The sequence below is a fragment of the Desulfuromusa ferrireducens genome (assembly GCF_055389805.1).
In genome coordinates, this window is the sequence record NZ_AP042415.1 from 1,109,105 (window position 1) to 1,135,647 (window position 26,543).

Sequence of the window (26,543 nt, forward strand, 5' to 3'; positions counted from 1 at the left end):
AAGTTAAGGATGATCGTCTGCAACCAGCAGCGTCCCAGGATTCGTGTTTATTTGATTGTTAATTGGACAGAGCGACCCGCGACTCGATCTGCAGAAACTGCGAGAACCAAGCGCTACTCTGAGTGGAAAGAAGATCTGTGAAGCGTCACACGGGGCGACGTTCTTGACGATCTCCTTGCGGGGCAAGGACGGAACACCCTGGCAGGGTGTCGCCTAGACTTGACATCATAGTACAAAGATTAGGGGCTGAGGTCAAATACCTCAGCGCAAACAGGGCAACGGCATGGATAATTAATGCTCCGAAATGAACTTTTCCCGGAAACCAAACCATCAACAGAACGATATTACCTGTTACCATTCTCCCATCCACATCTGCCCAAGGTTGCGATTTTTTTCCTGCCGTTGCTATACTTGGCAATCATACCCTTGCTTATATAAATAATTACATGTTGTTTGTTTCATACCACAGTCCACATTCCTCCAGTTAAAGGTCGTAACATGAAAAAAACTCTCTCTCTCGCACTCCTGTTCCTACTGCTGCTGTGCCCACAACTCTTTGCCGCCGAGCATGCAGATCAACTTCAACATGCCTCCTGTGACTACTGCGGGATGAACCGGGTCAAGTTTGCTCACAGTCGCATGCAGATCGATTTCGAGGATAAAAATCCTGTCGCCACTTGTAGTTTACATTGCGCCGCCGTTGAATTTGCCCTTAGTATTGACCGGACGCCAACAGCCATCAAAGTTGCCGACTATAATTCCAAGCAACTGATCGATGCCGAACAGGCCGTCTGGGTTTTAGGTAGCGACAAAGCTGGGGTCATGACGATGCGCGGCAAATGGGCCTTTGCCGACAAAACTGCTGCCGAACAGTTCGTCAGCAACAGCGGCGGCATTATTATCGGCTTCGACCAGGCAATGAAAGCCGCCTACGAAGATATGTACAAAGACACCTTGATGATCCGCAAAAAACGCCAGATGAAAAAGATGAAAAAGATGAAAATGCAGCAACACCATATGGATGAAAAATAACTCTGCCTATGCGTAAATTTTGCCTTATTCTGATTATTGCGCTGTTCGGTCTTTCCGCTGTCAGTCTGGCGGAGGTGCCGAAAAAACCCGAAAAAAAGGATCGCTGCCCGGTCTGCGGAATGTTTGTCGCTCCCTATCCGGACTGGCTCTCGACTCTGGTTTTTAAGGACGGATCACAGCTGTTTTTCGACGGCAGCAAGGACCTGTTCCGCTATTACTTCTCCCTGCCGAACGACAATGATGCCCGCACCCGGCAAGAGATTACGGGCATTTACCTCACCGACTACTACAGTACTCGGCTGCTGCCGGTCGAAGAGGTATTTCTGATTCTCGGCAGCGATGTTTTCGGACCGATGGGCAAAGAGTTGATTCCGGTCGCCGGTGAGGCGGCCGCCAAAACCTTCGCCCGTGATCATAATGGTGAACAGATCATCCGTTTCGAACAACTCACCCCGCAACACCTGCCGACCGACTGATGCGCCGGACACTGTTTTTCAGCTGTTTTTTACTGGCCAGCGCGCTGCTGCTGGCCATTTTACTGCTAAACGGCTATGATGTCGCGGTTGCCGCTCAACTCCAGAAGATTCCCGCCAAGCAACAGCTGGTCAAACGGCTCGGCCTGACCGACCTGGCCATCTGGAGCGAAGCCCGCTATACCCGGCATCCGTCGCAGGCCGATCTATTTACCGCGTTTCAGGACTATCCCGGCGCCTTCGATCACTTTCCGGCTGGCTCAATCATCGCGCCGGGGACTCCGCACAGAAGTACCAGTCTCAAATTCAAGCAAAAAGGGCAGCCCTGATGGCTCGAACACTGAAAATCCTCGAGCATGCCCTGTCTTCGCTGAGCAGGCGAAAGAACAAAAACCTCGCCATTATCGCCGTCTACACCTTGACCGTTGCCACCCTCGCCTCAATCCTGTTTTTGACCCAGTCGCTACGAACTGAAGCCACCAATGTCCTGACCGGCGCTCCGGATCTGGTCGTCCAACGTCTGTCAGCCGGTCGCCACGACCTGATCCCTAATCATTACGCCGAGATTATCCGCAAGTTGCCAGGGGTCGGCGAGGTCACCCCGCGCGTCTGGGGTTACTATTACGACAGCCTGAAGAAGGTCAACTTCACCCTGCTCGGCATTAGTGGGGAGAAAAAAGATCTACAGCTGTTCGAGGGAGAGTTCCCGCAAACCGACCGTCAGTGCGCGATCGGCCGGGGAATTGCCGAGGCCTACGGCGTTGTCCTTGGCGACAGCTTAATCCTGGTCGATTCCCAGAACGAAACCCTGCTGTATGAAATCAGCGGCCTGTTCAGCAGTGAATCTAACCTGCTGACCAACGACCTGATTCTGCTGCGCGAAACAGAGCTGCGCCGCTTTTTCAACTTCCCGACTGACAAAGCCACTGACTTCGCGGTCACCGTCTACAACCAGCGGGAAATTGCCACGCTGGCAAAAAAGATAAAGTTCGAGCTGCCCGACACCCGCCCGATCGCCAAGAGTGAAATTCTGCATACCTACGATACAGTCTTTAACTGGCGCAGCGGCATCATGCTGACTGTCTTCCTTTCGGCACTGATGGCATTTTGCATCCTCGCCTGGGACAAGGCGACCGGCATCAGCGCCGGGGAAAAGCGGGAAATCGGCATCCTTAAAGCGATCGGCTGGGATACCAGCGACGTACTGATGCTGAAATTCTGGGAAGGACTGGCAATCTCCCTAAGTTCCTTCTTGCTCGGCACGATCATCGCCTATCTGCATATTTTCTTTTACGGCGCCAGCGCGTTAACTCCGGTCATTCAAGGCTGGTCAGTGCTGTTTCCGGCTTTCCAGTTAACCCCGGCGATCGACCTTTACCAGATTTTCGTTCTGGCGATTCTGACCGTTGTCCCCTACATCGCCTGTACGGTGATTCCGTCGTGGAAAAGTGCCGTCACCGACCCCGATAGCGTGATGAGGAGTTAACCGCGATGGCAGCGTTGCTTGAAACCAGAGCGGTCAGCAAGATCTATAACCGCCACCGGCCCGACGAATTTAAGGCCCTGCACGAGATTTCCTTTTCGATAGAAAAGGGCCAGGTCGCGGTTTTAAAAGGCCCGAGTGGTTCCGGGAAAACTTCGCTGTTGAGCCTGATCGGCTGCATGGCCCGTCCGACCTCCGGCAGCATCCTGCTGGCAGATAAAGATGTCGCCAAGCTTCCGGAGCGCTACCTCGCCGAAATTCGCCGCCAGACGTTCGGCTTCGTTTTTCAACAATTCAACCTGCTGCGCGACCTGAGTGTCTTCGACAATATCCTGCTGCCGCTCTATCCAACCGAGATCAAGATTGCCCAGATGAAAAGTCGCGCCGAAGAGATTCTCGAGCAGCTGGATATTGCCGACAAGCGACAAATGAAGGTTCGCCAGCTCTCCGGTGGTGAACAACAGCGGGTCGCCATTGCCCGGGCACTGATCAACCAGCCGGAGATCATCATCGCCGACGAGCCGACCGCCCATCTCGACAGTCAACTGGGCGAAGAACTGCTCGCCATTCTGGCCCGGCAGAAAGAGGCCGGCAAAACCATCATAATCGCCACCCACGATCCCAATGTTTACCAGCACCCGCTGGTCGATCGTTCCTTTGCCATGCACGACGGTTCGCTCCGCGAGGTCGCCCAACCGTGATCCTCAATCCGGGCATCCTCGCACTGCTGTTCGGCTCCACAATTGCCTTCGTCATGCTGCTCTATGCTTCCATTTTAGGACTGAAAATTCTCTCCGCCTGGGATCCACAGAGCAGTTCCGAGGAGCAGTTGCTGCTGGAGCGCAAAACCTATCTGGTTTCTAGCATCGTCAATTACGCCTTCGGTTTCCAGATCATTTCCGCGCTGCTATTCGTTTACACCGTCGAGGATATCCACCGGCTATTTGTCGGCGCCATGTGCGCCACCGGGGCGCTCAATGCCAACCAGATCGGCTGGCTGGCGCTGCTGATTAAGATCATCCTGTTTTTTGCCGCCGCCCTCTGGGTGCATTTCAATCGACTCGATCAGCGCACCGAAGACACCCCGCTGGTGCGGCCGAAATACCTGGCACTGCTGCTGTTAACGCCACTGGTCGGTCTCGATCTGTATCTGCAATACAGCTACTTTAGCGGCCTGCAGCCAGAGATCATCACCTCGTGCTGTGGCTCGCTGTTCAGCCTCGGCAATGAAAGCGTCGCCAGTGAACTGGCCGGTCTACCGGCCGCATCAACCATGCTGTTGTTTTTCCTCATCGCCGGTGCCTACCTGATGTCGCTAATCCTCTGTTTCGGCTCGCAGGCGGCCATCTTCCGCCACCTGCTGTTCATCGCCACCCTGGGGCTGTTCTTTATTTCCCTGGCGGCGATTATCTCCTTTATCTCGCTCTATATTTACCAACTGCCGACCCATCACTGCCCCTTCGACATGCTACAGAAAAACTACAACTATATCGGTTACCCCCTTTATCTCGGCCTGTTCCTCGGCACCCTGTTCGGCCTGCTGCCCGGTCTCTGTCAACCATTAAAGAAAATCGCCAGCCTGAAGAAAGAGATCGAGCGACGGGAACGCCGCTGGCTGTTCTGCTCGTTTTTCGCTATGATGACTTTTTTGCTGATTGTCGCCTGGCCGATTCTGTTCGGCCCTTTTATCCTGCTGAATTACTGAAAACACCAAACCATGAAGAACAAATCTTTTTTCACCTTGATCGCTCTTCTCGCCCTGGCAGCGGCGATTTATTTTCTAACCCTCGAAAATAAACGCTATCAACGCACAACTGTCAGTTATCAAATTCCAGCTGTCACCCTGCTCAATCAGCATGGACAACCGGTACCACTGCGCAGCTACCTAAACACCGACAAACCACTCCTGCTCGAATTTATCTTCACCTCCTGCACCACGCTTTGCCCGAATCAGGCGATCAAGTTTTCCAATTTTCAAAAGAAACTGGGCCAAGACACCGAACAGGTGCGCCTGGTTTCGATCTCTGTTGACCCGGAAACCGACACCCCCGAGATCATCCGTCACTACCTGCAGCAATACCAGGCACGGCCAGGCTGGGATTTTTTGACCGGCAGTAAAAACAACATCAAACAGGTGATGGCCGCCTTCGACATCAAACCCTCCGATATGATCAGCCTCGACTCCTCATTGCTGCTGCGCTCACCAAAAACCGCGCAATGGACCCGGGTTGACGGCCAACTCAACGGGCAGGATTTCATGCAGGAATACCAGCGGCTGGAAAAATAAAGGCCGCTATTCCCATACAAGGCTATGATCCTTTCCCGCTAAAAACATTCTTTATTCTTCTGCTAAAGATTGACACCTGCCGGCAAATGCGTAAAAGTTTTCTAAGCCTTTTCGCTTTGCGCTCAGGAGCTCTCTAATATGCCAGAAGAAAGCACCTTCTTTCTGCCGGTCAAAGATTACTGTCATCGCGGCTTGATCACCTGCCACGTTGAAGACACAATCATCGCGGCAACCATCATTATGCACGACAGGAGTATCTCCAGCATCATCGCCTGCGATGATAAAGGCGAACCGATCGGCATCATGACCGACCGCGACCTACGCAGCAAGGTGGTCGCTGCCGGAATTGATCCAACCAAATCAGTGGTCCGTGACGTGATGAATGCACCGGTGATCGCGGTCGATGAAGAAGACACCCTATTCGAAGTGCTCTACCAGATGTCCCGCCACCGGATTCACCGGGTCGGCGTGGTCGACAAACAAAAACGTCTGGTTGGCATTATCAACGAGTCGGATATCATCCGCCTGCAGAACCGTTCACCGCAAAAGCTGCTACGCTCCATCGATGAAGCCACAAGCATTGATGATCTGAAAACCATCCATGACCACATGGAAGAACTGATCGTTTTTCTGCGCGGCAATGGCGTGCGCACCAAGGATTTGGTGCGATTGATTTCTCTGCTGAACGACCAGATCACCCTGCGACTGATCGAAAACCTGCAACGCGACAGCTTCCCCAACCTGCCGCAAGGCTTTTCCTATCTGGTGCTCGGCAGTGAGGGCCGCCGCGAGCAGACCCTGAAAACCGATCAGGACAACGCCATCATTTATGCCGACCATCTGAGCGAGGCAGAGATCGAAACAATCGCCGCCTTCTCGCAAGCGCTGATCGATGCCCTGATCGAAATCGGCGTCCCCGAATGCCCCGGTGGGATCATGGCCAAAAATGAGTTCTGGCGCCGCAGCATCACCGCTTGGAAGGACGCCATCGACAGCTGGATATCGATACCGAGCGGCGCAAACATCCTCAACTTCAGTATGTTCTCCGACATGCGCACCCTTTGGGGCGATCCGTCACTGGAAAAAGCGCTGCAGCAGCACGTCATCCAGCGCGCCCAGGAAAACGGCATCTTCCTCGCCCACATGGCGGCCAATGTCTGCCGCTTCCCGCCACCGCTTGGTTTTTTTGGTCGAATTAAAACTGAAAAACAGGGCGAATATGCCGGCAAGGTCGATCTGAAAAAAGGCGGAATTTTTGCCATCACCGAGGGGATCAAAACCCTGGCGCTGGAAATCGGCGTCCTCGACGGCAGCACCCATGACAAGGTCCAGGTGCTGCTGGAGCGGGAGGTTCTCAACAGTAAACAGGTCGAAGATCTGGAGGCGGCTTTTAACCTGCTGACCTTTTTCCGCCTGCGCGGCCAAGTCGCATCCTCGGTCGCTGGCCGCGATCCGGATAATTATATCTCCCCCAGTTCACTCAACCGGGTTGAAAGAGGGCGCTTGAAAATTTCTCTGGATGTGGTGGAATCCTTTCAGGGGACCCTGACTTCTCACTTTCAGCTGAATATGTTGCGTCGTTAAACAACCGATCACTCCTCAATTCATTTTCCGGGGAGCCGCAGAAGAAAAAATTGGTAACCGTAACTGTCACCGTAACGATCATACATCTGGGCCTCTTCTTCCGTCAGAGCAAAAACCTTTTCGGCCGTTTCATTCCAAGCCAGTTCTTCACGCATCCGCTCGATTTGCTTGAGTAGCGGTTGGTAATACCCTTCACGCCAGGCTGCTTTGGATAGGGTAAAACAATCAATCAGTTGATAGTCTGCCGCAGCCGCCTCCGCTAACCGTTGAGCAATGCTGGTCATATTCGGATTGTTGGCCTGCCAGTACTCGACAACCTCGACCGGAGGATTTTCCTGCAACCAGACCATATCGGTCAAGACCAGGGACCCTCCAGGGTTGAGCAACGGTTTCCAACGTTTGAGCCCCTCAGCAAAACCGACGATATAGATTGCCCCTTCCGACCAGATCAGGTCGAAACTCCGCTCGACGAAAGGCAGATCAAACATCGACGCCAACTGCGGCAACAGCTCGCTTTGCAGTACTCTTTTTTCCGCCGCCCTAACTAAGTTATCGAGAAACGGCTGGTGATTATCAATCGCCACAATCTGCCCGGTCAATTGCTCGGCCAGCACCAGGGTTTGCGCCCCACAACCACAGCCGACATCGAGAACGCGCGGATTCTCCGGCAATTTCGGTAACAGCTTCAATGCGCGGCATGTCTCGCTATCGGAGCTAGGTGCCAGCCGATCCACCCCCTCGTAAAGGCGATAAAAGTAATCCATCTCCATGCTATTGGTCTCCATATTGGCCGACAGCTTGCGGATCTGAATTGCCTCCTTTTCGCTGATATCCAGCGCCAGCAAAAAAGCGTGATGATCCTCCGGGGCCCGCTGTTCAAACTCGCGGTGCCAGCGGCGCATCGCCGTTTCATCCATGCCAGCGGCACGAAACATCTCGACCCACAACTGCTTGCCGGTCGCCGCAAAGGGGGGCCCGCTTGCTTTGATTCTCAGCATCCCGGCCAACACCTGCTGTTGCTGTTGCAATACCTGGATATTCTGGCCGATCTCCAACATCCGCCGCTCCAGAACGTCCCGCTGCGAAACAGCGAGATTATCGATGATGGTGCCAATCTCCTCCAGGCTCAGGCCGGCATCACGGTAAGCGCAGATCGACTGCAAGCGCTCGACATCGTCTGGCGAATAGAGCCGGTATCCAGCTTCACTGCGCGCGGAGGGGCGCAGCAGCCCGATCCGATCGTAATAGAGCAGGCTGCTGCGCGAGAGAGCGAACTTTTTTGCCAGTTGGCCAACTTTGTACATCAGATCATTCATCCTGTCGCTTAACTAAAACGCTTCCGAATAGCGGCAATCTCCTCGGCAGGCAGCTTCAGCCATTCGAGAAAATTTTGATGCGCTTGCGGGTGGCTGGCCTCGAACAACCGGTGCCACTTCTCCATCATCTCTTCACTCAACCCGGTCTTGCGAAAAAGCTCGACCCATTGATCTTTCCCAAATTTTTGACTCATTACCAGAACCCTTGCTTGGTTTAGGTTGTCAGAAACAAAGGCCAGCCTAAAGTGTGAAGCTGTAAACGGGTCAAGAAATATCTAACAAGTTTTTCAGCCCCTCTGATCAAAGGCTGAATATAATTGATTATCACCTATAATAAGGGCTCGGCCAGCCAACATTGGAAAACAATAGCAAGGAATCTGTCTAAATGGAGCAACTGAAAAAACAACTCGATTCATTTCTCAAGCAAGAATCGACAGCCGGTATTCTGCTGATGATCTCTGCCTTGTTCGCCATCTTGCTGGCGAACTCGCCTCTTGCCCGGATCTACGACCTACTGATCCAAACCCCGGTAGCAGTGCAGATCGGCGGCCTGCAGATCGCCAAGCCGCTACTATTGTGGATCAATGACGGATTGATGGCGGTCTTCTTTCTGCTGGTCGGGCTGGAGTTGAAGCGGGAGGTGCTGGAAGGGGAACTTTCGCAGCTGAGTAACTTTATCCTCCCGGGGCTTGGCGCCATCGGCGGCATGCTGGTTCCAGCGCTCTTTTATCTGTTCTTTAATTACCAGGATGCTGTCGCTGCGCAAGGTTGGGCGATCCCAGCGGCCACCGATATCGCCTTCGCCCTCGGGGTTCTGTCGCTGCTCGGCTCACGAGTCCCGATCAGCATTAAAATATTTCTCACCTCGCTGGCGATCTTCGATGATATCGGTGCCATTGTCATCATTGCCCTTTTTTATACCGCCAATATTTCAACAGAGGCGCTGCTTGTCGCCGCCTGTTGTTTGATCGCTCTGCTGATTACCAACCGACTGGGCAGTCAACGCCGCGCGCCCTATTTTATCTTCGGGCTGATCATGTGGGTCGCGCTACTCAAATCTGGGGTTCATGCGACCCTGGCCGGGGTGTTACTGGCCCTCTTTATTCCACTAAAACCGGCAGAAACCGGGCCTTCGATGTTGCACGAACTGGAGCACGAACTACATCCACTGGTGGCTTTTGCCATTTTACCGCTGTTTGCCTTTGTCAATTCGGGAATCAATCTGACCGCTGTCAGCCTCGATTTTCTACTGCACGATGTTCCGGTCGGAATTGTCTGCGGTCTCTTTTTCGGTAAACAGATTGGTATTTTCCTGTTCTGTTGGCTGGGAATCAAACTGAATCTGACCCGCCTGCCGGTCGGGATGAACAAGGGTTCCCTCTATGGGACCAGTATTCTTTGCGGCATCGGTTTTACCATGAGTCTGTTCATCGGCTCTCTCGCCTTCGAAGAAACCGGCGCCAACCTGTTGTTCGACGAACGACTCGGCATCATCATCGGCTCGCTGTTGTCAGGAGTTTTCGGCTACCTAGTCCTGAGGCGAACACTGCCGGAAAAATAATTCCTGTTTTCCTCCAGAGGACCTTTTCAATGTTGAAAACTTTTTGGCTCACCACCTTCTTCGCCACCCTGCTCTGGTCGGCCATCGGCCCGAAAGACTATTTCACCTGGTTTCTCGAGGTGCTGCCGGCGATGATCGGTCTGATCATTTTAGCGCTCAGCCGCAGACGCTTTCCGCTGACGCCGCTCTGCTATTGGCTGATCCTGCTGCACTGTCTGATTTTGATGGTCGGCGGCCACTATACCTACGCCGAGGTACCGCTGTTCGACTGGCTACGCGATAGCTTTGAGTTGCAGCGCAACAATTACGACAAGGTCGGCCACTTCGCTCAAGGCTTTATCCCGGCATTGGTAGCGCGGGAAATTCTGTTGCGCAAACAGGTGATCAACTTTACCGCCTGGCGAAATTTTTTCATCGTCTGTTTCTGTCTCGCCTTCAGTGCTTTTTACGAACTGATAGAATGGTGGGTGGCGGTCTTAAGCGGGGAGGGGGCGGAGGCCTTTCTCGGCACCCAGGGTTATCTCTGGGACACCCAGTCGGATATGTTGCTGGCGCTGATCGGAGCGATTTGCGCCCTGATCCTGCTCGGCAGATGGCATGATCGCCAGCTGCAACAGTTCGGCGGGAGCAACGCTAACCCTTGATGTTGATCAGCGGCCATATCCGGTGGAGCACCATAACCAGGTCCGCTTGTAAGCGCATTACCTCATCGATATCCTTATAGGCAAAGGGAGCTTCATCGAGAGTATGACGGTCAACCTTGGCGACGATACCGGACATGCTGACGACGAACTGCTTCAAATCAAGATTGCGCTGCGCCGCCTTACGACCCATCAATCGCCCGGCACCGTGAGAGCTGGAGCATAGCGCCTCGGCATTGCCTTTGCCGACAACAATAAAAGATCCGTCGCGCATGTTGCCGGGAATTACACCGAGCATCCCCTCCTCAGCATGAGTTGCCCCTTTGCGGTGAATCCATAGGCCATCTTTTTCTTCGGCGTGATTATGATTGCGGTTGATCAACTGCGACCAGTTGGCCTCGCCTGCACAATAACGCTGAACCTCGCGCACCACCCGAGCGATCATTTCAAAACGGTTGGCCAGGGCAAACTCCAGACAGAAAGCCAGGTCCTGGATATAATCGCGTCCCTCCGGGCTACGCACGGCAAAACCGAGATGCCCCTCGCGTGCCTTACCTCCGCCTGCCAGCTTCATATAGTGGCTGGCGACACTATGACCGATATTCCGTGAACCGGAATGGATGATTATCCAGATCCGCTGTTCTTCATCAGCGCCGATCTCGATAAAATGATTGCCGCTGCCGAGAGAACCGAGCTGCTTGAGGCCGTTCTTATTGAAGATTCCGGCCAGGGTTTTGCTGCGCGACAGCCGGTCGGAATCCCAACGACTGTTCGTTTTGTTGTGCTTAAAACCGACCGGAATGGCGCGATAGATGCTGTTGAAAATACCTTCGCCATGCCGTTCTATATCCTCTTTGGCAAAGCTGGTCGGCACCGCACACATGCCACAACCGATATCGTACCCGACCCAGGCGGGCAAGATCACGCCATCGGTCGCCACGACCGCGCCGATCGGCAGCGAATAACCGCTATGCGCATCCGGCATCAATGCCCCGCAGACGGCAAAATCCTGATTTAATGCACTGTAGAATTGCTCCAGGGCGGAATTCTCGATATCCTGAGCAAAGATCTTATGCGGTTTCATAGGCAAGTTCCTGATGATCGGATGATTCATGCAAACAACAACCCGTTCCCCCTACCAGATCCCCAACGTTCGGCTGTTCATTCTCTTTCGAGTATTGTTCAATGCCCGTTTCTATTACCCGGTCTTTTCCATTCTGTTTCTCGATTTCGGCCTCAGCCTTTCACAGTTTGCCATATTAAATGCTGTCTGGGCAGCGACAATCGTCATTTGCGAAGTTCCCTCCGGCGCCTTGGCCGATATTCTCGGCCGGCGCAACCTGCTGGTCTTCGCCGGTTTTTTGATGGTCATCGAGATCGCCCTCTGGGCCTTTGCTCCCCTCGGTAATCTAAACCTGCTGTTCTGGATCTTTGTCCTCAACCGGATTCTCAGCGGTATGGCAGAAGCAGCGGCCAGCGGCGCCGACGAGGCGCTGGCTTACGATAGCTTGCAGCAGGCAGGACTGGACAAAGAGTGGGGCCGGGTCCTGGAACGCCAGGGGCAATTTCAAGCGACCGGCTTTGTTATTGCTATGACCTTGGGCGGGGTGCTGTACGATCCGCAACTGTTGCAGGTAATCACCGGTTTTGTCGGGCTGGAGTGGGAAATAACCCGCGCGACCACCTTGCGCCTGCCGATCTATCTGACCCTGGTGACAGCCATCCTGACCCTGGTGACTACCCTGCGGATGCGCGAAGTCGCCAGTGGCGACAAAGCCAGCCTACCAGCTAACGGATCGACGATCAGCACCGCCTTTCGACTAGTCTGGCAGGCAGGCCGCTGGATTTTCCGCACCCCCTTTGTACTTGGACTGATGCTGTTCGGCCTGCTCTACGACAGTGTCGTCCGCATGGTCCTGACCATGACCAGCCAGTACTACCGAATCATCGAAATCCCGGAAGCCGCTTTCGGCCTGCTCGGCTCGGCGCTGGCACTGTTCGGTTTTGTCATTCCGGGGCTGGCGCGCCGTTTGAGCGAATCCCGTTCGCCGCTGTTCAACCTGCTGCTGACCTCTGGGGGAATCCTGCTCGGATTGGTCGGTATGTGCTTTGTCTGGCCGTGGTTCGGTATCCTTCCGGCGCTGCTGCTGTTTAGCAACATGTTCTTTATCGGATTTTTTCTCAGCCACTATCTCAACCAAGCCACCAACTCCGAACAACGAGCCACCGTACTCAGCTTTAAAGGCCTGTTTCTCAACCTCGGCTACGGTGGTATCGGCATCCTCTATGCGCTGTTGCTCGCATTTCTGCGGCGCAGTCACGAGTTAAGCCAGATTTCAATCGCAGAAGAAGCGCTGAAAAATCTGGTCTTCATCGACTCACTGCTTTGGTTTGTCGGCTATTTTGCTCTTTGCCTGGGCCTGCTTCTGGCGATCTTTCACCGTTATCTGCGCCAGAACAGAGAACAAGCAGAATAAATTGGCGCTAATGGCACTTCATTTTCTGTTATGCTGGCGACCATGACCTGTCGCAAACTAATCATCTTCGCCTATCTCCTGCTGATCTGTTCCTGTAGCACCGCGCACAAATCCCCTGCGCCAGAGCCGCAAAGCACAGCAGTCGACCCGATTGCCGCCCTGCTCGAAGAAGCCCCACCTCTGCAACCAGAGAAAATCGCCCCATTAAAAAAGATGGGATTTTCCGTCCAGGTTGGCGCTTTTTCAAAGCTGGATAACGCTGTCAGGCTAGAGCAATCGCTTGAAAGCCGCGGGATCGATGCCTACCACTTTCGTCATGAATCGGGGCTCTACAAGGTCCGCTTTGGCAACCACCCCCAGTATGCACAAGCTCGCGGCGAAGCCGTCCGACTACAAGGGCAGGGGCTAATCGGCAACTTTTTCATCGTTCTTCCGGAAAACTACGCCGCGGCGCGGATTGAAAAAAGCGGCTCCGGGGACCTGCGCGGCGAACTGGTCACAACCGTGCGGCGTTTCATCGGCGTTCCCTACCGCTGGGGTGGCGAAGATCGCAAAAATGGCTTCGATTGCAGCGGTCTGACGATGGTCAGCTACCGTCTCAACGGCCTCAACCTGCCACGCAACTCGCGGATGCAGTTCAAAGCCGGGCGTTACGTCAACAAGCAAAATCTGCAAAAAGGCGATCTGGTTTTCTTCGCCACCAAAGGCGGCAAACGCGTCACTCACGTCGGCATGTACGTTGGCAACGGCAAGTTTATCCACGCTCCCCGTACCGGCAAAACCGTTCGTGTGGCCAATCTGGCGAGCAACTTCTGGAAAAAAACCTACGTTGGTGGGAGGGCTTACCTGTAGTAACGCGATGAAAAATAAGCATTAAGCAGAACCGTAAAGGGGGTCCTTGCTGCATACATCGCCGGATCGATATATTTATATTTTCCTTTTTCTGTTTTTCCGCTATTATTCCTACTGATTGACAGCCATATTTTTTCACAAAACCCTTTTTGTAGGGTTTTTTCAGGATCTTCGCTATGCAGATTTCGCACATCGGACCAAAATCGGACCAGTACCCGGATGTCACCGGGGTCCTGCTGGCTGGCGGCAAAAGTCGGCGCATGGGTCAGGACAAGGCCAACTTGCAGCTCAACGGCGAAAGCCTGTTCGAGCGCTCGCTAAAACTGCTGCAACAGTTTTTCAACCGCATCATCATCGCCGGCGATCGTCCCGACCTGGTGCTGCCCGGCATCCCCGCCTTTGCTGATATTTACCCCGGCAGCGCTTTGGGCGGCCTGCACACCGGCCTGAAAAAAGCCACCACCGACTGGATTTTTGTCGCCCCCTGTGACATGCCCTATCCCGATCCGTGCATTGTCCAGACCCTGCTCGATAACCGCGCCGGCGCCATCGCTGTGGTACCACGCAGCAAGGAGGGCTACGAACCGGTCTTCGCTCTTTATCACAAGGACTGCCTGCCGCACATGGAGCAGATGCTGCAACATCAACAGTACCGGATCTACGATTTTTACCAGCGGATCAATATCCGCTATCTCGATCCCGAACAATTGCCCAGCGGTTGGCAACGCTCACTGATCAACATCAATACCCCGGAAGAACTGGCCCGGCTTAAGGAGAAGCGCTCATGACCCCACCGATTGTTTCTATTGTTGCCAAAAGCGGCACCGGCAAAACCACTTTGCTGGAAAAACTGATTACCGAACTAAAGTCGCGCAACTACCGCGTCGGCGCGGTCAAACATGACGCCCACAGCTTCAGCATCGATCACGAAGGAAAGGATTCCTGGCGCCTGACCCAAGCCGGGGCCGATACCACGCTGATCACCTCCCCGGCGAAAGTTGCCATGGTCAAGCAGAACCCTCAGGATCAGGAACCGGCGGTGTTGGAGACCATCGCCAACTACTGTGCCGATCTCGATATCGTCCTCACCGAAGGCTTCAAGCGCAGCAGCATGCCGAAGATTGAGGTGCATCGCCGCGAGCGCAGCGAACGACTGCTCTGCCGTGATGAAGAACAGGACCCGACCCTGTTCGCTGTCGCCTCCGACAGCCCACTCGAGCTTGATGTCCCGGTCTTTGATATCAACGATGCGGTTGGCCTCTGCGACCTGATCGTCAAGCGATTTCTGACATGAGCAGGTTCCGCATCCGCTCCAAGGTCTGGCTCGAATTCGACGGCCAGCCATTTCTTGGCGACGGCCGTTACCGGCTGCTGGCCGAAGTCGAGCGCAGCGGCTCGATCAACGCTGCGGCCAAAGCCCTCGGCATCTCCTACCGCAAGGCCTGGTCACAGTTGGATTCGATGGAAAGTCACGCGCCTTTTCCGCTACTGGAGCGGCGCATCGGTGGTAAAGGCGGCGGGGCGACCCGACTGACCGCAGCGGCCCAGGAGTTGCTGGAAAATTTCCAGGAATTGCGCGGCCAGGTGAACGCCGCCGCCGATAACTGCTTCGAAACTATTTATCCGTCATGACCCTGCTGCGCGCCCTGCTGATATCGATCCTGCTGCTGAGCTGCACCACCATTGCCTGTGGAGCAGAAATATCGGTCTTTGCCGCCTCATCTCTTTCTGAGTCTTTGCGGGCCATCGTCGACGATTACCAACGACAGCACCCGACAATCGACATCACTTTGAACTTTGCCGGCAGTCAGACACTGGCGACCCAGATTGAGCAGGGTGCTCCGGCGGATCTGTTTATTTCTGCCGACTGGCGGGTGATGGCCAGGCTGCAAGGCGAAGGACTGGTCGAAAACCCGCAAGCGCTACTGCACAATCGTTTGGTTCTTGCGGTGCGCAACGATCTAAAACCACCGCTGACGACACTGGCCGATCTCGCGCGGCCTGGCCTGCTGCTGGCCATCGGTAACCGGCAGGTACCGATCGGAAGCTATACCCAGAAGTTGTTTACCAACCTCGCCGCCGATCCAGCCTACGGCCTGACATTGCTGAGCAAAATCGAGCAGAATATTGTCAGCGAAGAAGGCCGGGTCAAGGCGATCGTCGCCAAGTTACTGCTCGACGAGGTTGACGCCGGCATCATCTACCAGAGCGATCTGAGCGCCGCGAACGCCGACCAACTGACCGCTATTTCTCTGCCGGAGGCGCACAACCCGCGGGCGCTTTACCCGCTGGCAAAGGTCGCCGGGGCAAACAAACACAGCGCGGACTTCAGCGCCTTTTTGCGCAATGATACTGCTCAGCAGATCTTCGTTCAACATGGCTTTATCCGGGGGCAAGGGAAATGAAGCGACCCCGCCTCTTTTCCCTGTTGCTGATCGGCAGCGGTCTGCTGTTGGGTGCACTGATTCTGTTGCCGATTATCGCCCTGCTGCTGGCCACCAATCCCGCCGAACTGGTCAAACTGCTGGCAAACCCCGGGGTACTGCGGGCGCTGTGGATCACTCTTTTGTCGTCATTGCTGGCCCTGCCGTTGATCTTTCTCCTCGGCCTGCCAGCCGCTTATGGCCTGTCTCGCTGTAGCGGGCCGCTGCGCCGCCTGCTGGAAATCCTCCTCGAACTGCCGATGGTGATGCCACCGGTGGTCGCCGGTCTGGCGTTACTGCTCGCCTTCGGCCGACGTGGCCTGTTCGGCGAAGTCCTGGCCACCTTCGGGGTGCGCATCCCCTTTACCCTGACGGCGGTGGTACTCGCCATCCTGTTCGTCGTCACGCCATTTTTTGTCCGCCGCTGTGTGGTCCTCTTCGATGGCATCGAACAGAAACTGGAAGAGGCCGCACTCCTGCTCGGGGCAACTCCCAGCCAGGTTTTCTGGCATGTCACCCTGCCGGTCGTGAAACGCGGCATCTTCGCTGAAGGGATCATGGCCCTGGCCCAGGGAATCGGCCTGTTCGGCGTCATCATCCTCTTTGCTGGCAACCTGCCGGGGCGCACGCAAACCTTGTCGCTGGCTATTTACAGCGCCTTTGAGAGCGATCCCCAGCAGGCTTTCAGTCTCGGCGCGCTGCTACTGCTAATCTCATTACTACTCCTTGCGGTGGTGCACATGCTGGCCCCCCGGGAGGAGCGCGCATGAGCGAACTGACCTGCCAACTGCACTGCCCCCTGGGCGATTTCGAATTGAATATTGAGCTGTCGCTGACCCCCGGGATCACCATGTTGCTCGGCCCCAACGGGGCCGGCAAAAGCAGCCTGCTGCGTCTGCTGGCCGGACTCAAGCAACCCGATTCAGGGCAAATCATGCTCGGCGCGCGCTGCCTGTACGATTCCGCGCAAAAGATTGACTTGCCGCCGGACCGTCGCCAGATCGGCATGGTCTTTCAGGATCTGGCTCTGTTTCCGCATCTCGATGTCAGCGACAACATCGGTTTCAGCCCCAAGCTCCGCGGCATCGGTCGCAGGGAACGGCAACTGCGCACCGGCGAGCTGCTGGAAAAGCTCGGCATCGCTCATCTGGCTGCGCGCAACGTTACCACCCTTTCCGGCGGCGAACGACAGAAGGTCGCCTTGGCCCGAACGCTGGCGAGTCAACCAGAACTGCTGCTGCTCGATGAACCGACGGCCGCCCTTGATCCCTCGGCCCGCGGAGAAATCCGCCGCTGGCTGCACCGGGTGTTGACGGAACTCAAAATTCCGACCCTGCTGGTCACCCACGATGCCGAAGAGGTCGCCTATTTTCGCAAGCGGGTCGCGGTGATGGAAGGCGGAAAAATTGTCCAACGTGGCAGTTTCCATCAGCTGTTGCGGGAGCCGGCCAGTGAATTTGTCGCCCGTTTCGTCGGCGTCAATTATATTCCCGGAGAAGTGCAGGGCGCTGCAGGAAAATTTATTTTCCACAGCCTAGGCGGATCTTCCTTTCTAGCCCCCTTCGAACAGGTAACGCCCGGTCCAGCCATTCTGACCGTTTATCCATGGGATATCGCTTTGTACCAAAAGAAACCCGAGGGCAGCCCGCGCAACCAGCTCTTCGGCGAGGTTCTGGATGTGGTCATTCTCGGCGACCGGGTCCGGATCACCCTGGAAGAAAAGGACAAACTGGTCGCCGAAATCAGCACCCGTGGCTATCAGGCCCTGGGGGAGGTCCAACCGGGAGACCGTATCTGGGCAATCTTTAAAGCTCGTGAAGCACGCATTGAAAACTGTGAGGAACTAACATGTTGAACTACGATCAGGCCCTGCAGCAAGTCCTGGAAACTGTGAACCTGCTACCATCCCAATCCCTGCCCTTAAAAACAGCGATCGGGCTGGTATTGGCCGCCCCGACAAAAGCTCGTTGGGATATGCCCAGTTGGGATAATTCGGCGATGGATGGCTTCGCCTTTGCTGCGGACTCCGTTGCAAGCTCATCTTCGTTGCAGATTGTCGGAAATTCTTTTGCCGGCCACCCTTTCGATGGCGAGCTACAAGCAGGGCAAGCGATCCAGATCACCACCGGCGCTCCGATTCCTGCCGGGGCTGACAGCGTGGTGCCGGTCGAAGAGACCAGCACCGAAGGGACACAGCTACTTCTGCAGAAAGCAATCCGTAAAGGGCAACATGTGCGCTATCGGGGCGAGGAATACCGAGCTGACGAGGTCCTGCTTGAAGCGGGCACGCAACTGCAAGCTGGGGCCGTCGGCATGTTAGCCAGCGCCGGAGTCGATCAGGTCGCTATTATTCCACGCCCCAAGGTCGCTATTTTCTCTACCGGCGATGAACTGGTCGAACTGGGAGAAGAACCGGGCCCAGGGCAGATCGTTAACTCTAACCTGCAATATCTTATCGCCCGACTGCACGAGTGCGGCTGCATCCCTGTTCCCCTGGGTATTGGAGAGGACCGTCAGGAAGATCTCACCCGAATTCTCGACGAGGCGCAAGAAGCAGACCTGATTATCTCGACCGGCGGGGTTTCGGTCGGCGAAAAGGATCTGGTGCAAGAAACGCTGCTGCAACACGGCTTTAAGCGGAAATTCTGGAAGGTCGCCATCAAACCGGGCAAGCCGGTACTGTTCGGCACCCTGGGAGGAAAACCCTGCTTCGGTCTGCCCGGCAATCCGGCCGCCACTGCCGCAACCTTTGAAATCTTTGCGCGCCCGGCGCTGCGCAAACTGGCAGGATTTCCCGACCCACTTCCGCCGCGGATCAAGGTCCGTCTGGCAGAGGCGGTCAAGGGTGGTGGCAAGCGACAGAACTTCCTCTGGGGACAAATCCAGATCGAATCAGGACAGCTCGTCTTCGACCCCTCGCAGCGGCAGGGATCAGGGCAAAATCGCAGCCTGCAACAAGCTCAGGCCCTGTTGCCGATCGCCATCGACAGTCCCGATCTCCAAGCGGGCAATGAGGTGGAAATCTTGCTGCTACAAATGCCGCAGGGGCAGGTCTTTATCTAAGGGGATAAAACGAGCACGGCCCGTTCCTGTGTAGAAACGGGCCGTGCTGCTAATTTGGCGGAGGTAGATGAGATACTTTCGCCAAATCATTGTAGTGTTAACTAGTTGACTTTACTATGGCCAGACCCGGCTGAATGAACATTCTGTGCGACAAATTGTGCTACAGGTAGCCTTACCTGTCAACTGACCCTTATCTCTCGTCTTCTGCACCAACAAAGGGGTATGGAGCTGTCCCTGTCGTCACTAGATTCAGCATATTATTGATATAGGACCCATTTCAACGAGTTTCAGAAAGGAGTTACTTTTAACCATTTTGCTGTATGCCAAAGCAGCTTATCGGGTATTCTACATCCTTGACGGCTAGCACTGTTTGGGCTAGCTTAGCGGTAACACATCTAAATGTTCACTGGAGGGGCTTTTGGCAAACACAAGGAAAAGGAAGGGAACAATGGTAGTTAAGAAGAAAACAGCAGGAGTTCCCAACGAAATTACCTTTAAATATATTTTTGAAAAAGGCTACCATCCAGACTATGTTTCTGGGGCAGTCGGCGGCGCTACTCCTCGTGGGGATATTGTTTTAAATTTCTACTTTGAAAGAAACCCTCTTCCAGATAAGCAGACGTATAAGGTCAGCAGTGACGGTACCATTGACGGCTCTCAGCCTCCTGACTCATTTGAGCCGAGAGACTTGGATAAAAGCATCGTACGTCAAATCCAAAGTGGTGTTATAATTGACACCGAGACTGCTGAGGATATTATTACCTTTCTTCAGAAGCACATTGCCGCAGTAAACGAAAGAACGACAATTGCCGAAGAGGGGGAAGAATAATGTATGCGACTTGCTATAGTGAGCTAACTACATCGGCTCCAAGCTCTAGCTTGGCGAGATCCGTAAAAAAACAAACCAAGAAACCTGCACGGCTTTATGTTGTCCAGCGTGGCGTGGAAACTACAGGTGGATCTGTGCGTATGCTGAAGGATACTCAGGAGGATGTTGGTGTGCGGCTTGGCAGGTATTGCCAGCAGGCAAGCTATATTAAAATCCAGAATATCCTTGTTGAAGACGAAACTAATTCATTTCGCTCAATGGGAATGGCTTATGATTTCATTGACGACCTTCTTGTCCTCAACCAGTTTCATCAAGTAAACGATATCCTTAATATGTTCCCTCTGGAAAGTTGCTCTAGTTCTTTACTGGTTGCAATCTTGACTTCCACTAAAAAAGCAAAAGATAAAATCCCCTCTCGCAGAAGCTTTTTTAACAGAGCTAAGCAGTCTTTGGAGCAATCGAAAAAACTCACAGATGGACTATTGACTGGTCTGGAGTAGTTAATGCCTCAGATGCTCAACCCCGTTGATACACCACCGCAGGAGCATGATTTTTATGCTGCGTTGGCTATAAATCGTTTTGACTTGGCCAACGTCGAAGGGTATCACATTACCCTCTATTATCGTACTCCAGATGACAACACCGTCAGATCTCTAAACCTCAGGTGGCATCACAAAATCGCTCGAATGAAACCAACACCTGGGGAACTCTGGTGCGAGTTCAACTTGCCTGAAGAACGTACACAGATGATTGCTCTTGCGTGCGCGAGGATCTGGAAAAAGCACAAGAAACTTAAGCGTGTCCCCTATGGTTTCAGCCTTCCAGATGGTTTTTTTGACCCTGAAACCAGCGAGATCCTTAGCGGAGAAGGTCGCATCGGACTCACGTGTGCGACCTTTATTCTTGCTGTACTGGATGCCGCTGAACTACATCCGATTGACTATGACTTATGGGAAGATCGACCTGAAGACCTCCAGTGGCAGACTTTTGTTGTTTCTCAGCTTGAAAAACTTCTCGAAAAAGATGAAATAACACAACAACATTTCGAACTTGTAAGTGCTGACATTGGCGCGTTCAGGATAAAGCCTTCTGAAATCATAGCAAGTTCTACAAACCCATTAGTCAGGAACTCAATGCATACTCTTGCACCCATAGGCAAGAGAATAGAGACTGAAGCAACCGCATGGGTAGGTGCTTCGGTGTAAAAGTTGAGTGAGCGACAGTGTGTGGACGTAGCACCTAGAAACAAAAAATCCTGGCTCACTCATCTGCTGAGTTAAGCCTCTCAAGCATCAACAACTGGCCTGACAGGCTTTCATGTCGGGCCTTTCTTATTTGTTGACTCAGAATTCAATCTCACACCCGATCAATCATTTTTTAGGTGCTTAGAACTCTACCTGCGGAACTGCTCTCCTAACATAAGTCAGACAAGATTTCGCTCCTGATTTGCTCCCCACTCAATGATTTACAGTAATCCCTATACCTACCCACGCTAGGCACATTGTGACCAGCAAGAGCTGCCTTGCGCGACCACCTGTTGTTGTCGCGACCCTACTTTCGGCACACCCACCCAGCATTTACATCGTAATTATTATTTTCTTTAGTTTCAGATAGTTAGGGAAACTAGGGACAATAAGCTGAAAAAAGTTCGTCACGAGCTTAATAATTTTGGGCCTAACGGGCCATATAAACATCATAGAGGGGATAACTCATAACGAAGGGCAACCAATGACACCAACGCGAACATTACCTACCACCGACCCAGATGCAATTGAACTCAACAGACGCTGCAACCAAGTAGCTCACCGTATTGAAGCAGGTCACTATTTGATCCAGCTCCTAAAGGAGAGATTCGACAACAACATTCGCGATTTTAGGCGTTGGCTTAAGGCTAACTCCGATGCTAGCGAAAAGAGTATTGCTAGGTTCATTCAACTAGCTAGTAATGCAGAGAAAATCGAGTCAGCTAAGCTTATCCGGCTGGTAGATGCGTATAGCCTGCTGAACTTAGAGTTGAATAACGTAGAACTAAGAATACCTACTATCCACTGAACCACAAACCAGCAACACAACTGATGTTCCGCGCGAATCGAAGTGCTATGGCGGCCGATAGATGCTCTTGCGAATGATCGGAACAATCAGAGGCCAAAAATAAAACCGTTACATTACCGATACTTAGCGTGTTGATGACGCTACAGCTTTACCCTATAAGGAAACCTAGTCGTGCAAGATACCTATAACCCCGACATTACCAACTGGACATCGCTACTTACAGTTCGCTGTCCTGACCTATCAGACTTTCGTCAAGTTCAGCAAGCAATCCAGTCAGAGATAATCAGGCCACTATCGAGCTTACTCAGTAACGAGGTCGGTGGTTGCAAGCTCTGCGGTATTGGCGTAGCCACGAGCTACGATGCAAACAACCGTAGAGCCAACACGCACGTCCATATACTGATCAGTTCAAGTAAGCCACTGCCTGTTATCAGTAGCAGGCAAGACCCGCTTGAGTATGCTAGGTGGCGTCGCCAGCTGATCAACTGTCACAGCCGGAAAGCCTGCATGTTACCGACCGGTAAGAACGTTATTGAGTTAACGCCGGTAATCGATCAATTGGCCGTTCAGCAGTACGTGGATGACCACTACAGTCGATCAGATGCGCAGCAGCTTACGTTTAGCTTGCGTGGCTTGACGCGGTTGTTCTACCAGCAGCGAGAAGCAGCCTGATCGGTATAAATCCAACTTGGAAAAGCTGTGCCGCCATGCTTTACATTTCATAAACGGTCGTTTATAGTATGTAAACTATCAACAAGGAGGGCTGACTATGGGTTACGTGGCGTATTATCGGGTATCAACCAAGGCGCAAGGGGAGAGTCGATTAGGCCTGGAGGGTCAGCAGGCCATCGTCGAGCATTTCGCCCAGGACGGCGAGATAGTCGCTGAGTTTACAGACGTTGCATCCGGTTCCACCACCAACGGACGAAAGGAACTGGCCAAGGCCATTGCGCTGTGCCAGCAGAAAGGACACACGCTGATCGTAGGAAAGGCGGACCGATTGAGCCGCAGCGTTAAAGATGCCCTGACGATCCTTGACGACCTAAAGGGCAGGTTAACCTGTTGCGATTGTCCAAACACTGACAAATTCACCCTGACACTGATCTTCGCTGTTGCCGAGCGGGAACGGGAGTTGATCAGCATCAGAACTAAAGCGGCCCTAGATGCCAAGCGTCGACGGGAGGGACGACAGAAAATTAATGGCAGTCCGCAGAACCTAACCGACGAAGCTCGGGAAAAGGGGCGGACTATCCGTACCGAGTTGGCCCAGGAGCGGAACCATCAGGCCAGGACGATGGCCATGGAGATGCGCAGCGGCGGCAGGAGCTTGACCTACATCGCCGACATGCTTAATCACTCCGGCATGACAACCAACCGTGGCTGTCAGTTCCAGGCCACCAGCGTGGCCAGACTTATCAAATAGGAGGTCCCCTACAGAGGGTCTGCGATGGATCGTCACTTACACGGCCGCACAGGGCCTCGCTTCCGATGTAGGGGCGGGGAAAATTGTCAGATCAGCCACTAGTTCAATAAACCCAAGCTTCTCCCCGTGAAGCAGACAGCCAGACAATATATATTCCTTTAGTGCGTATTATGATGAAACTGATCACTTGGTCTAAAATATTCTGAGGACCTTTGCGACCCAATTTGAAACAACATATGAGGTGGGGGTCGCGCAGTGTTTGCGGAAGATTGCCCCTTGGTCGAATCTCCATAGTTTTGAGAAAGATATTCCGTTATATCCGCTATGGTTTGACAAAGTCGTGAGTGTCCCAGATACTGGTGATGATTAGAACCTTTGTACTGGAAGTTAAAACCGAAAAGCGCAAAATAACGCAAACCTTAGAATAATTGACCTGATGAGGAACTGGAATGTCGATACATAAAACACTGGGTGAATTCATCATAGAAAAACAATCTGACTTTCCCCACGCAAAAGGTGAATTAAGCGCACTATTAAGTGCGATCAAGCTTGCTTCAAAGATTGTTAACCGCGAAATCAACAAGGCTGGTCTAGTTGATATTACTGGTGCCAGTGGTGTGGAAAATATTCAAGGTGAACAGCAGCAAAAACTCGATATGTATGCGAATGAGATATTTAAAAACGCATTAATCGCTCGTGGTGAAGTGTGTGGCATCGCATCTGAAGAAGAAGATGATTACGTTTTTTTTGACAACCAAAATAGTCGCAATGGCAACTATGTTGTTCTTATGGATCCGCTAGACGGCTCATCAAACATTGATGTGAATGTGTCTGTTGGTACAATCTTCTCGATCTACCGCCGAGTATCCGCGGCTGATGGTCCCGTAGTGATTGAAGATTTCTTACAGGTAGGGCGAAAACAAGTAGCAGCAGGTTACGTAATCTATGGTTCTTCAACCATGCTTGTTTTCACTACGGGTAATGGTGTTCATGGTTTCACGTATGACCCATCGATTGGAGTGTTCTGCCTTTCCCATGAATCTCTCACAATCCCGAAAGCCGGTAAGATTTATTCAATCAATGAAGGTAATTACATCAAATTCCCATTAGGGGTAAAAAAATACCTGAAATATTGCCAAGAAGATGATGAATCAACAAACCGACCTTATACTTCACGCTACATTGGCTCCTTAGTTGCTGATTTTCACCGTAACTTACTGAAAGGGGGGATCTATATTTACCCTCAGACGGCACAGGCACCATCAGGTAAATTACGCTTATTGTATGAATGTAATCCCATTGCCTTTTTAGCAGAACAAGCTGGTGCGCTAGCTACTGATGGTTACAAACCAATTCTTGATTTGAAACCAGCTGAGTTACATCAACGCGTTCCTTTCTTTACTGGATCACCAGAGATGATGGATACAGCACACCATTTTATGGCAAAGTTTATGGAAGGCTAATTGACACCAGTAGCATATTAAGTGTCTGACCAAGGTTTCTACATGCCTGAGTCTCGAAAGTAGTGATTTAATCTCATGGCCCCCGACATTTGGAACACGAAATCGGCCCTTTCGCTTTGCTGCATTTTCAGCAGCTTAGCGGAAGGGCCATTTTTGATATGACTTGTGAGAAGTTCTTGCAGGGAAATGCTGATTGTTTCTAGTCAGCTAGGGGAATGGCAGCATCGGCCCGGAAGTACTTTTAGTTTGTCTGGCTTTAAAATCGGCCGATCTGTGCACTCTGCTGTCGATCATCTCCAAAGTTTTGAGATGAAATTTTTTGGGGGGGGGGATAGCATAGCGGGATTCCTAGGGAAACACAGATTTTCATCTGACCAGCCAGTCAAAAATGGATAGCTCGACATATCAGATCGGTTGGGCTAGCAACCCCAAAGGAAACCTATTCTATGCTCTAAAATGCAGGGATTGGCAAGCACCAGTCATTTGATATTTCCGGTCCCATTTAGTTCCGGCGATGTGTCGCAGCTTGGCTGCGCATAGGATCAACGCTGGGTGTGCAACGGTTAGACGGGCGGGCAACTAACATGATAGAAAAAGGCGCTCCAGCACAGAGCGCCTTTGAAATGTAAATGGGTAAAGCTTTTTTCAGACCAAAAGTTCCGCGGAGCGGGACTGTACCATTAAACTAGATATAAGCGCCATGGTTTCAGGCGAGGAGAGAATACGCCCCAGATTTTCTTCAAATTCTTCCTGGTTATTACTGTTAGATTGGTTGCTTTCCAACGCATCGTGCAAGATCGCAGGATAAAGTTTGATGTCGTGAGACATGCGCAGCAGACGTTCCTTGAATTTCATCGATGGGAGGGCAATGAAAATATCGTAGCCGAATACGGTATTGCTCTGCTTACGTTCAATCTTGATTTCCAATAACCCATTGGTCATTTCTTCGAGGAATTTCCCCTGTTCTAACATGATTTCATGAGGTGTTCGTATCTCCGTAAGATCAGTGATATCTCCCCACATACTTTTGTCTTCCATAATAATCTAACCTTTTCTTAATATGTTTGTCGCGCTTACGGTTAGGCTTTTATCATTTAGGTGCACTAACAGTAGGCGAAGATTTTGATTTAATCAAGGGGAAAAAGTGGATGATATGTAATTTATCAATCGACGATGCAAATTGGGACGTTATCGGCGTAATCAATCTGAATCTCCAGAAAAACCTTCTATGCAGTCAATGGAAAGAAACGATGGAAAGTTGATAATCCGAGCGCCTTTAAAGAGCCAATAATAAACCTACGTACACTTAAGGGTATGTTGACTTTCCAGCCCCTTTTTTATTGGGTCGGAAAGTTGTCTTCAATGCGCAAACTGGATTAAGGCTGGCCAATAAGCGCAACCTGTTTTTAGGTAGTTAGCAGTTTTGAAGCTTAGTCGCTGCGATTCGCAAAAGTAGTGATTTAATCTCATGGCCCCCGACATTTGGAACACGAAATCGGCCCTTTCGCTTTGCTGCATTTTCAGCAGCTTAGCGGAAGGGCCATTTTTGATATGACTTGTGAGAAGTTCTTGCAGGGAAATGCT

General features: G+C 52.5%; 29 protein-coding genes. 25 read left to right on the plus strand and 4 right to left on the minus strand.

Features of this window, described 5'->3' with window-relative positions; genetic code table 11:
• Positions 1–498 precede the first annotated feature (498 nt).
• The 8 genes from ACZ5PT_RS05015 to ACZ5PT_RS05050 all read left to right on the plus strand — a co-directional run bounded on the left by ACZ5PT_RS05015 (position 499) and on the right by ACZ5PT_RS05050 (position 6,859).
• Complete coding sequence (locus ACZ5PT_RS05015; protein WP_464265713.1) at positions 499–1,032, plus strand: nitrous oxide reductase accessory protein NosL; 534 nt, start codon at positions 499–501, stop codon at positions 1,030–1,032.
• Between the two features lie 8 nt (positions 1,033–1,040).
• Entirely contained in the window at positions 1,041–1,508 is a 468-nt protein-coding gene (locus tag ACZ5PT_RS05020; protein ID WP_464265714.1) for a nitrous oxide reductase accessory protein NosL, read from the plus strand.
• On the plus strand, positions 1,508–1,834 hold the full coding sequence (locus ACZ5PT_RS05025; protein WP_464265715.1) for a hypothetical protein: 327 nt from the start codon (positions 1,508–1,510) through the stop codon (positions 1,832–1,834). Before ACZ5PT_RS05020 ends, ACZ5PT_RS05025 begins: the two co-directional genes overlap by 1 nt.
• Positions 1,834–2,991 (plus strand): ABC transporter permease, encoded by a 1,158-nt coding sequence (locus ACZ5PT_RS05030; protein WP_464265716.1) that lies wholly within the window; start codon positions 1,834–1,836, stop codon positions 2,989–2,991. Before ACZ5PT_RS05025 ends, ACZ5PT_RS05030 begins: the two co-directional genes overlap by 1 nt.
• 5 nt (positions 2,992–2,996) lie before the next feature.
• A complete protein-coding gene (locus tag ACZ5PT_RS05035; protein ID WP_464265717.1) occupies positions 2,997–3,689 on the plus strand; it encodes an ABC transporter ATP-binding protein in 693 nt (230 codons plus the stop codon).
• Positions 3,686–4,693, plus strand: coding sequence for a hypothetical protein (locus ACZ5PT_RS05040; protein WP_464265718.1), 1,008 nt, complete (start codon positions 3,686–3,688; stop codon positions 4,691–4,693). Before ACZ5PT_RS05035 ends, ACZ5PT_RS05040 begins: the two co-directional genes overlap by 4 nt.
• A gap of 12 nt (positions 4,694–4,705) precedes the next feature.
• Positions 4,706–5,275, plus strand: a complete 570-nt coding sequence (locus tag ACZ5PT_RS05045) for an SCO family protein (protein WP_464265719.1) — start codon at positions 4,706–4,708, stop codon at positions 5,273–5,275.
• 138 nt (positions 5,276–5,413) lie between these two features.
• Positions 5,414–6,859, plus strand: coding sequence for a putative nucleotidyltransferase substrate binding domain-containing protein (locus tag ACZ5PT_RS05050; RefSeq protein ID WP_464265720.1), 1,446 nt, complete (start codon positions 5,414–5,416; stop codon positions 6,857–6,859).
• Positions 6,860–6,879: 20 nt separating this feature from the next.
• Here ACZ5PT_RS05050 and ACZ5PT_RS05055 read toward each other — a convergent pair whose 3' ends face one another.
• Both ACZ5PT_RS05055 and ACZ5PT_RS05060 read right to left on the minus strand, forming a co-directional pair.
• Positions 6,880–8,163 (minus strand): MerR family transcriptional regulator, encoded by a 1,284-nt coding sequence (locus ACZ5PT_RS05055; RefSeq protein WP_464265721.1) that lies wholly within the window; start codon positions 8,161–8,163, stop codon positions 6,880–6,882.
• Positions 8,164–8,183: 20 nt separating this feature from the next.
• Positions 8,184–8,369 carry a hypothetical protein gene (locus ACZ5PT_RS05060; RefSeq protein ID WP_464265722.1) on the minus strand — a complete coding sequence of 62 codons (186 nt, stop codon included), beginning with the start codon at positions 8,367–8,369 and terminating at the stop codon, positions 8,184–8,186.
• Positions 8,370–8,560: 191 nt separating this feature from the next.
• Between ACZ5PT_RS05060 and nhaA the strand changes: the two genes are divergently transcribed.
• Together nhaA and ACZ5PT_RS05070 are read left to right on the plus strand one after the other, a co-directional pair.
• The gene (gene nhaA, locus ACZ5PT_RS05065) at positions 8,561–9,736 is read left to right on the plus strand and encodes a Na+/H+ antiporter NhaA (protein WP_464265723.1); all 1,176 of its coding nucleotides are present in this window, start codon (positions 8,561–8,563) and stop codon (positions 9,734–9,736) included.
• A 29-nt stretch (positions 9,737–9,765) separates the two neighbouring features.
• On the plus strand, positions 9,766–10,380 hold the full coding sequence (locus tag ACZ5PT_RS05070; RefSeq protein WP_464265724.1) for a DUF2238 domain-containing protein: 615 nt from the start codon (positions 9,766–9,768) through the stop codon (positions 10,378–10,380).
• On the opposite strand, the gene ACZ5PT_RS05075 is transcribed toward ACZ5PT_RS05070, so the two are convergent.
• A complete protein-coding gene (locus ACZ5PT_RS05075; protein WP_464265725.1) occupies positions 10,370–11,461 on the minus strand; it encodes an RtcB family protein in 1,092 nt (363 codons plus the stop codon). The two genes, ACZ5PT_RS05070 and ACZ5PT_RS05075, sit on opposite strands and share 11 nt — an antisense overlap.
• A 28-nt stretch (positions 11,462–11,489) precedes the next feature.
• Here ACZ5PT_RS05075 and ACZ5PT_RS05080 point away from each other — a divergent pair, with 28 nt between their 5' ends.
• From ACZ5PT_RS05080 to fbp, 15 genes are all read left to right on the plus strand, one after another.
• On the plus strand, positions 11,490–12,854 hold the full coding sequence (locus ACZ5PT_RS05080; protein WP_464265726.1) for an MFS transporter: 1,365 nt from the start codon (positions 11,490–11,492) through the stop codon (positions 12,852–12,854).
• A 42-nt stretch (positions 12,855–12,896) separates the two neighbouring features.
• Positions 12,897–13,706, plus strand: a complete 810-nt coding sequence (locus tag ACZ5PT_RS05085) for a C40 family peptidase (protein WP_464265727.1) — start codon at positions 12,897–12,899, stop codon at positions 13,704–13,706.
• 176 nt (positions 13,707–13,882) lie between these two features.
• Positions 13,883–14,494, plus strand: a complete 612-nt coding sequence (gene mobA, locus ACZ5PT_RS05090; protein WP_464265728.1) for a molybdenum cofactor guanylyltransferase — start codon at positions 13,883–13,885, stop codon at positions 14,492–14,494.
• Positions 14,491–15,000 (plus strand): molybdopterin-guanine dinucleotide biosynthesis protein B, encoded by a 510-nt coding sequence (mobB, locus tag ACZ5PT_RS05095; RefSeq protein ID WP_464265729.1) that lies wholly within the window; start codon positions 14,491–14,493, stop codon positions 14,998–15,000. Before mobA ends, mobB begins: the two co-directional genes overlap by 4 nt.
• Positions 14,997–15,338 carry a winged helix-turn-helix domain-containing protein gene (locus tag ACZ5PT_RS05100; RefSeq protein WP_464265730.1) on the plus strand — a complete coding sequence of 114 codons (342 nt, stop codon included), beginning with the start codon at positions 14,997–14,999 and terminating at the stop codon, positions 15,336–15,338. Before mobB ends, ACZ5PT_RS05100 begins: the two co-directional genes overlap by 4 nt.
• Positions 15,335–16,111: a molybdate ABC transporter substrate-binding protein gene (modA, locus tag ACZ5PT_RS05105; protein WP_464265731.1), complete on the plus strand. Its 777-nt coding sequence runs from the start codon at positions 15,335–15,337 to the stop codon at positions 16,109–16,111. Before ACZ5PT_RS05100 ends, modA begins: the two co-directional genes overlap by 4 nt.
• The gene (locus ACZ5PT_RS05110; protein ID WP_464265732.1) at positions 16,108–16,899 is read left to right on the plus strand and encodes a molybdate ABC transporter permease subunit; all 792 of its coding nucleotides are present in this window, start codon (positions 16,108–16,110) and stop codon (positions 16,897–16,899) included. The genes modA and ACZ5PT_RS05110 overlap by 4 nt, the downstream gene beginning before the upstream one ends.
• Complete coding sequence (locus ACZ5PT_RS05115) at positions 16,896–17,984, plus strand: ABC transporter ATP-binding protein (RefSeq protein ID WP_464265733.1); 1,089 nt, start codon at positions 16,896–16,898, stop codon at positions 17,982–17,984. The genes ACZ5PT_RS05110 and ACZ5PT_RS05115 overlap by 4 nt, the downstream gene beginning before the upstream one ends.
• Complete coding sequence (locus ACZ5PT_RS05120) at positions 17,978–19,192, plus strand: molybdopterin molybdotransferase MoeA (RefSeq protein WP_464265734.1); 1,215 nt, start codon at positions 17,978–17,980, stop codon at positions 19,190–19,192. The genes ACZ5PT_RS05115 and ACZ5PT_RS05120 overlap by 7 nt, the downstream gene beginning before the upstream one ends.
• A 448-nt stretch (positions 19,193–19,640) precedes the next feature.
• Positions 19,641–20,021: a hypothetical protein gene (locus ACZ5PT_RS05125; protein WP_464265735.1), complete on the plus strand. Its 381-nt coding sequence runs from the start codon at positions 19,641–19,643 to the stop codon at positions 20,019–20,021.
• Between the two features lie 140 nt (positions 20,022–20,161).
• Positions 20,162–20,521 carry a hypothetical protein gene (locus ACZ5PT_RS05130; RefSeq protein ID WP_464265736.1) on the plus strand — a complete coding sequence of 120 codons (360 nt, stop codon included), beginning with the start codon at positions 20,162–20,164 and terminating at the stop codon, positions 20,519–20,521.
• Positions 20,522–20,524: 3 nt separating this feature from the next.
• Complete coding sequence (locus ACZ5PT_RS05135) at positions 20,525–21,226, plus strand: hypothetical protein (RefSeq protein ID WP_464265737.1); 702 nt, start codon at positions 20,525–20,527, stop codon at positions 21,224–21,226.
• A gap of 1,018 nt (positions 21,227–22,244) precedes the next feature.
• Positions 22,245–22,745 (plus strand): hypothetical protein, encoded by a 501-nt coding sequence (locus tag ACZ5PT_RS05140; RefSeq protein ID WP_464265738.1) that lies wholly within the window; start codon positions 22,245–22,247, stop codon positions 22,743–22,745.
• Between the two features lie 97 nt (positions 22,746–22,842).
• A complete protein-coding gene (locus ACZ5PT_RS05145) occupies positions 22,843–23,496 on the plus strand; it encodes a recombinase family protein (RefSeq protein WP_464265739.1) in 654 nt (217 codons plus the stop codon).
• Between the two features lie 449 nt (positions 23,497–23,945).
• A complete protein-coding gene (gene fbp, locus ACZ5PT_RS05150; protein ID WP_464265740.1) occupies positions 23,946–24,959 on the plus strand; it encodes a class 1 fructose-bisphosphatase in 1,014 nt (337 codons plus the stop codon).
• A gap of 645 nt (positions 24,960–25,604) precedes the next feature.
• On the opposite strand, the gene ACZ5PT_RS05155 is transcribed toward fbp, so the two are convergent.
• Complete coding sequence (locus tag ACZ5PT_RS05155; protein ID WP_464265741.1) at positions 25,605–25,997, minus strand: hypothetical protein; 393 nt, start codon at positions 25,995–25,997, stop codon at positions 25,605–25,607.
• Between the last annotated feature and the right edge of the window lie 546 nt (positions 25,998–26,543).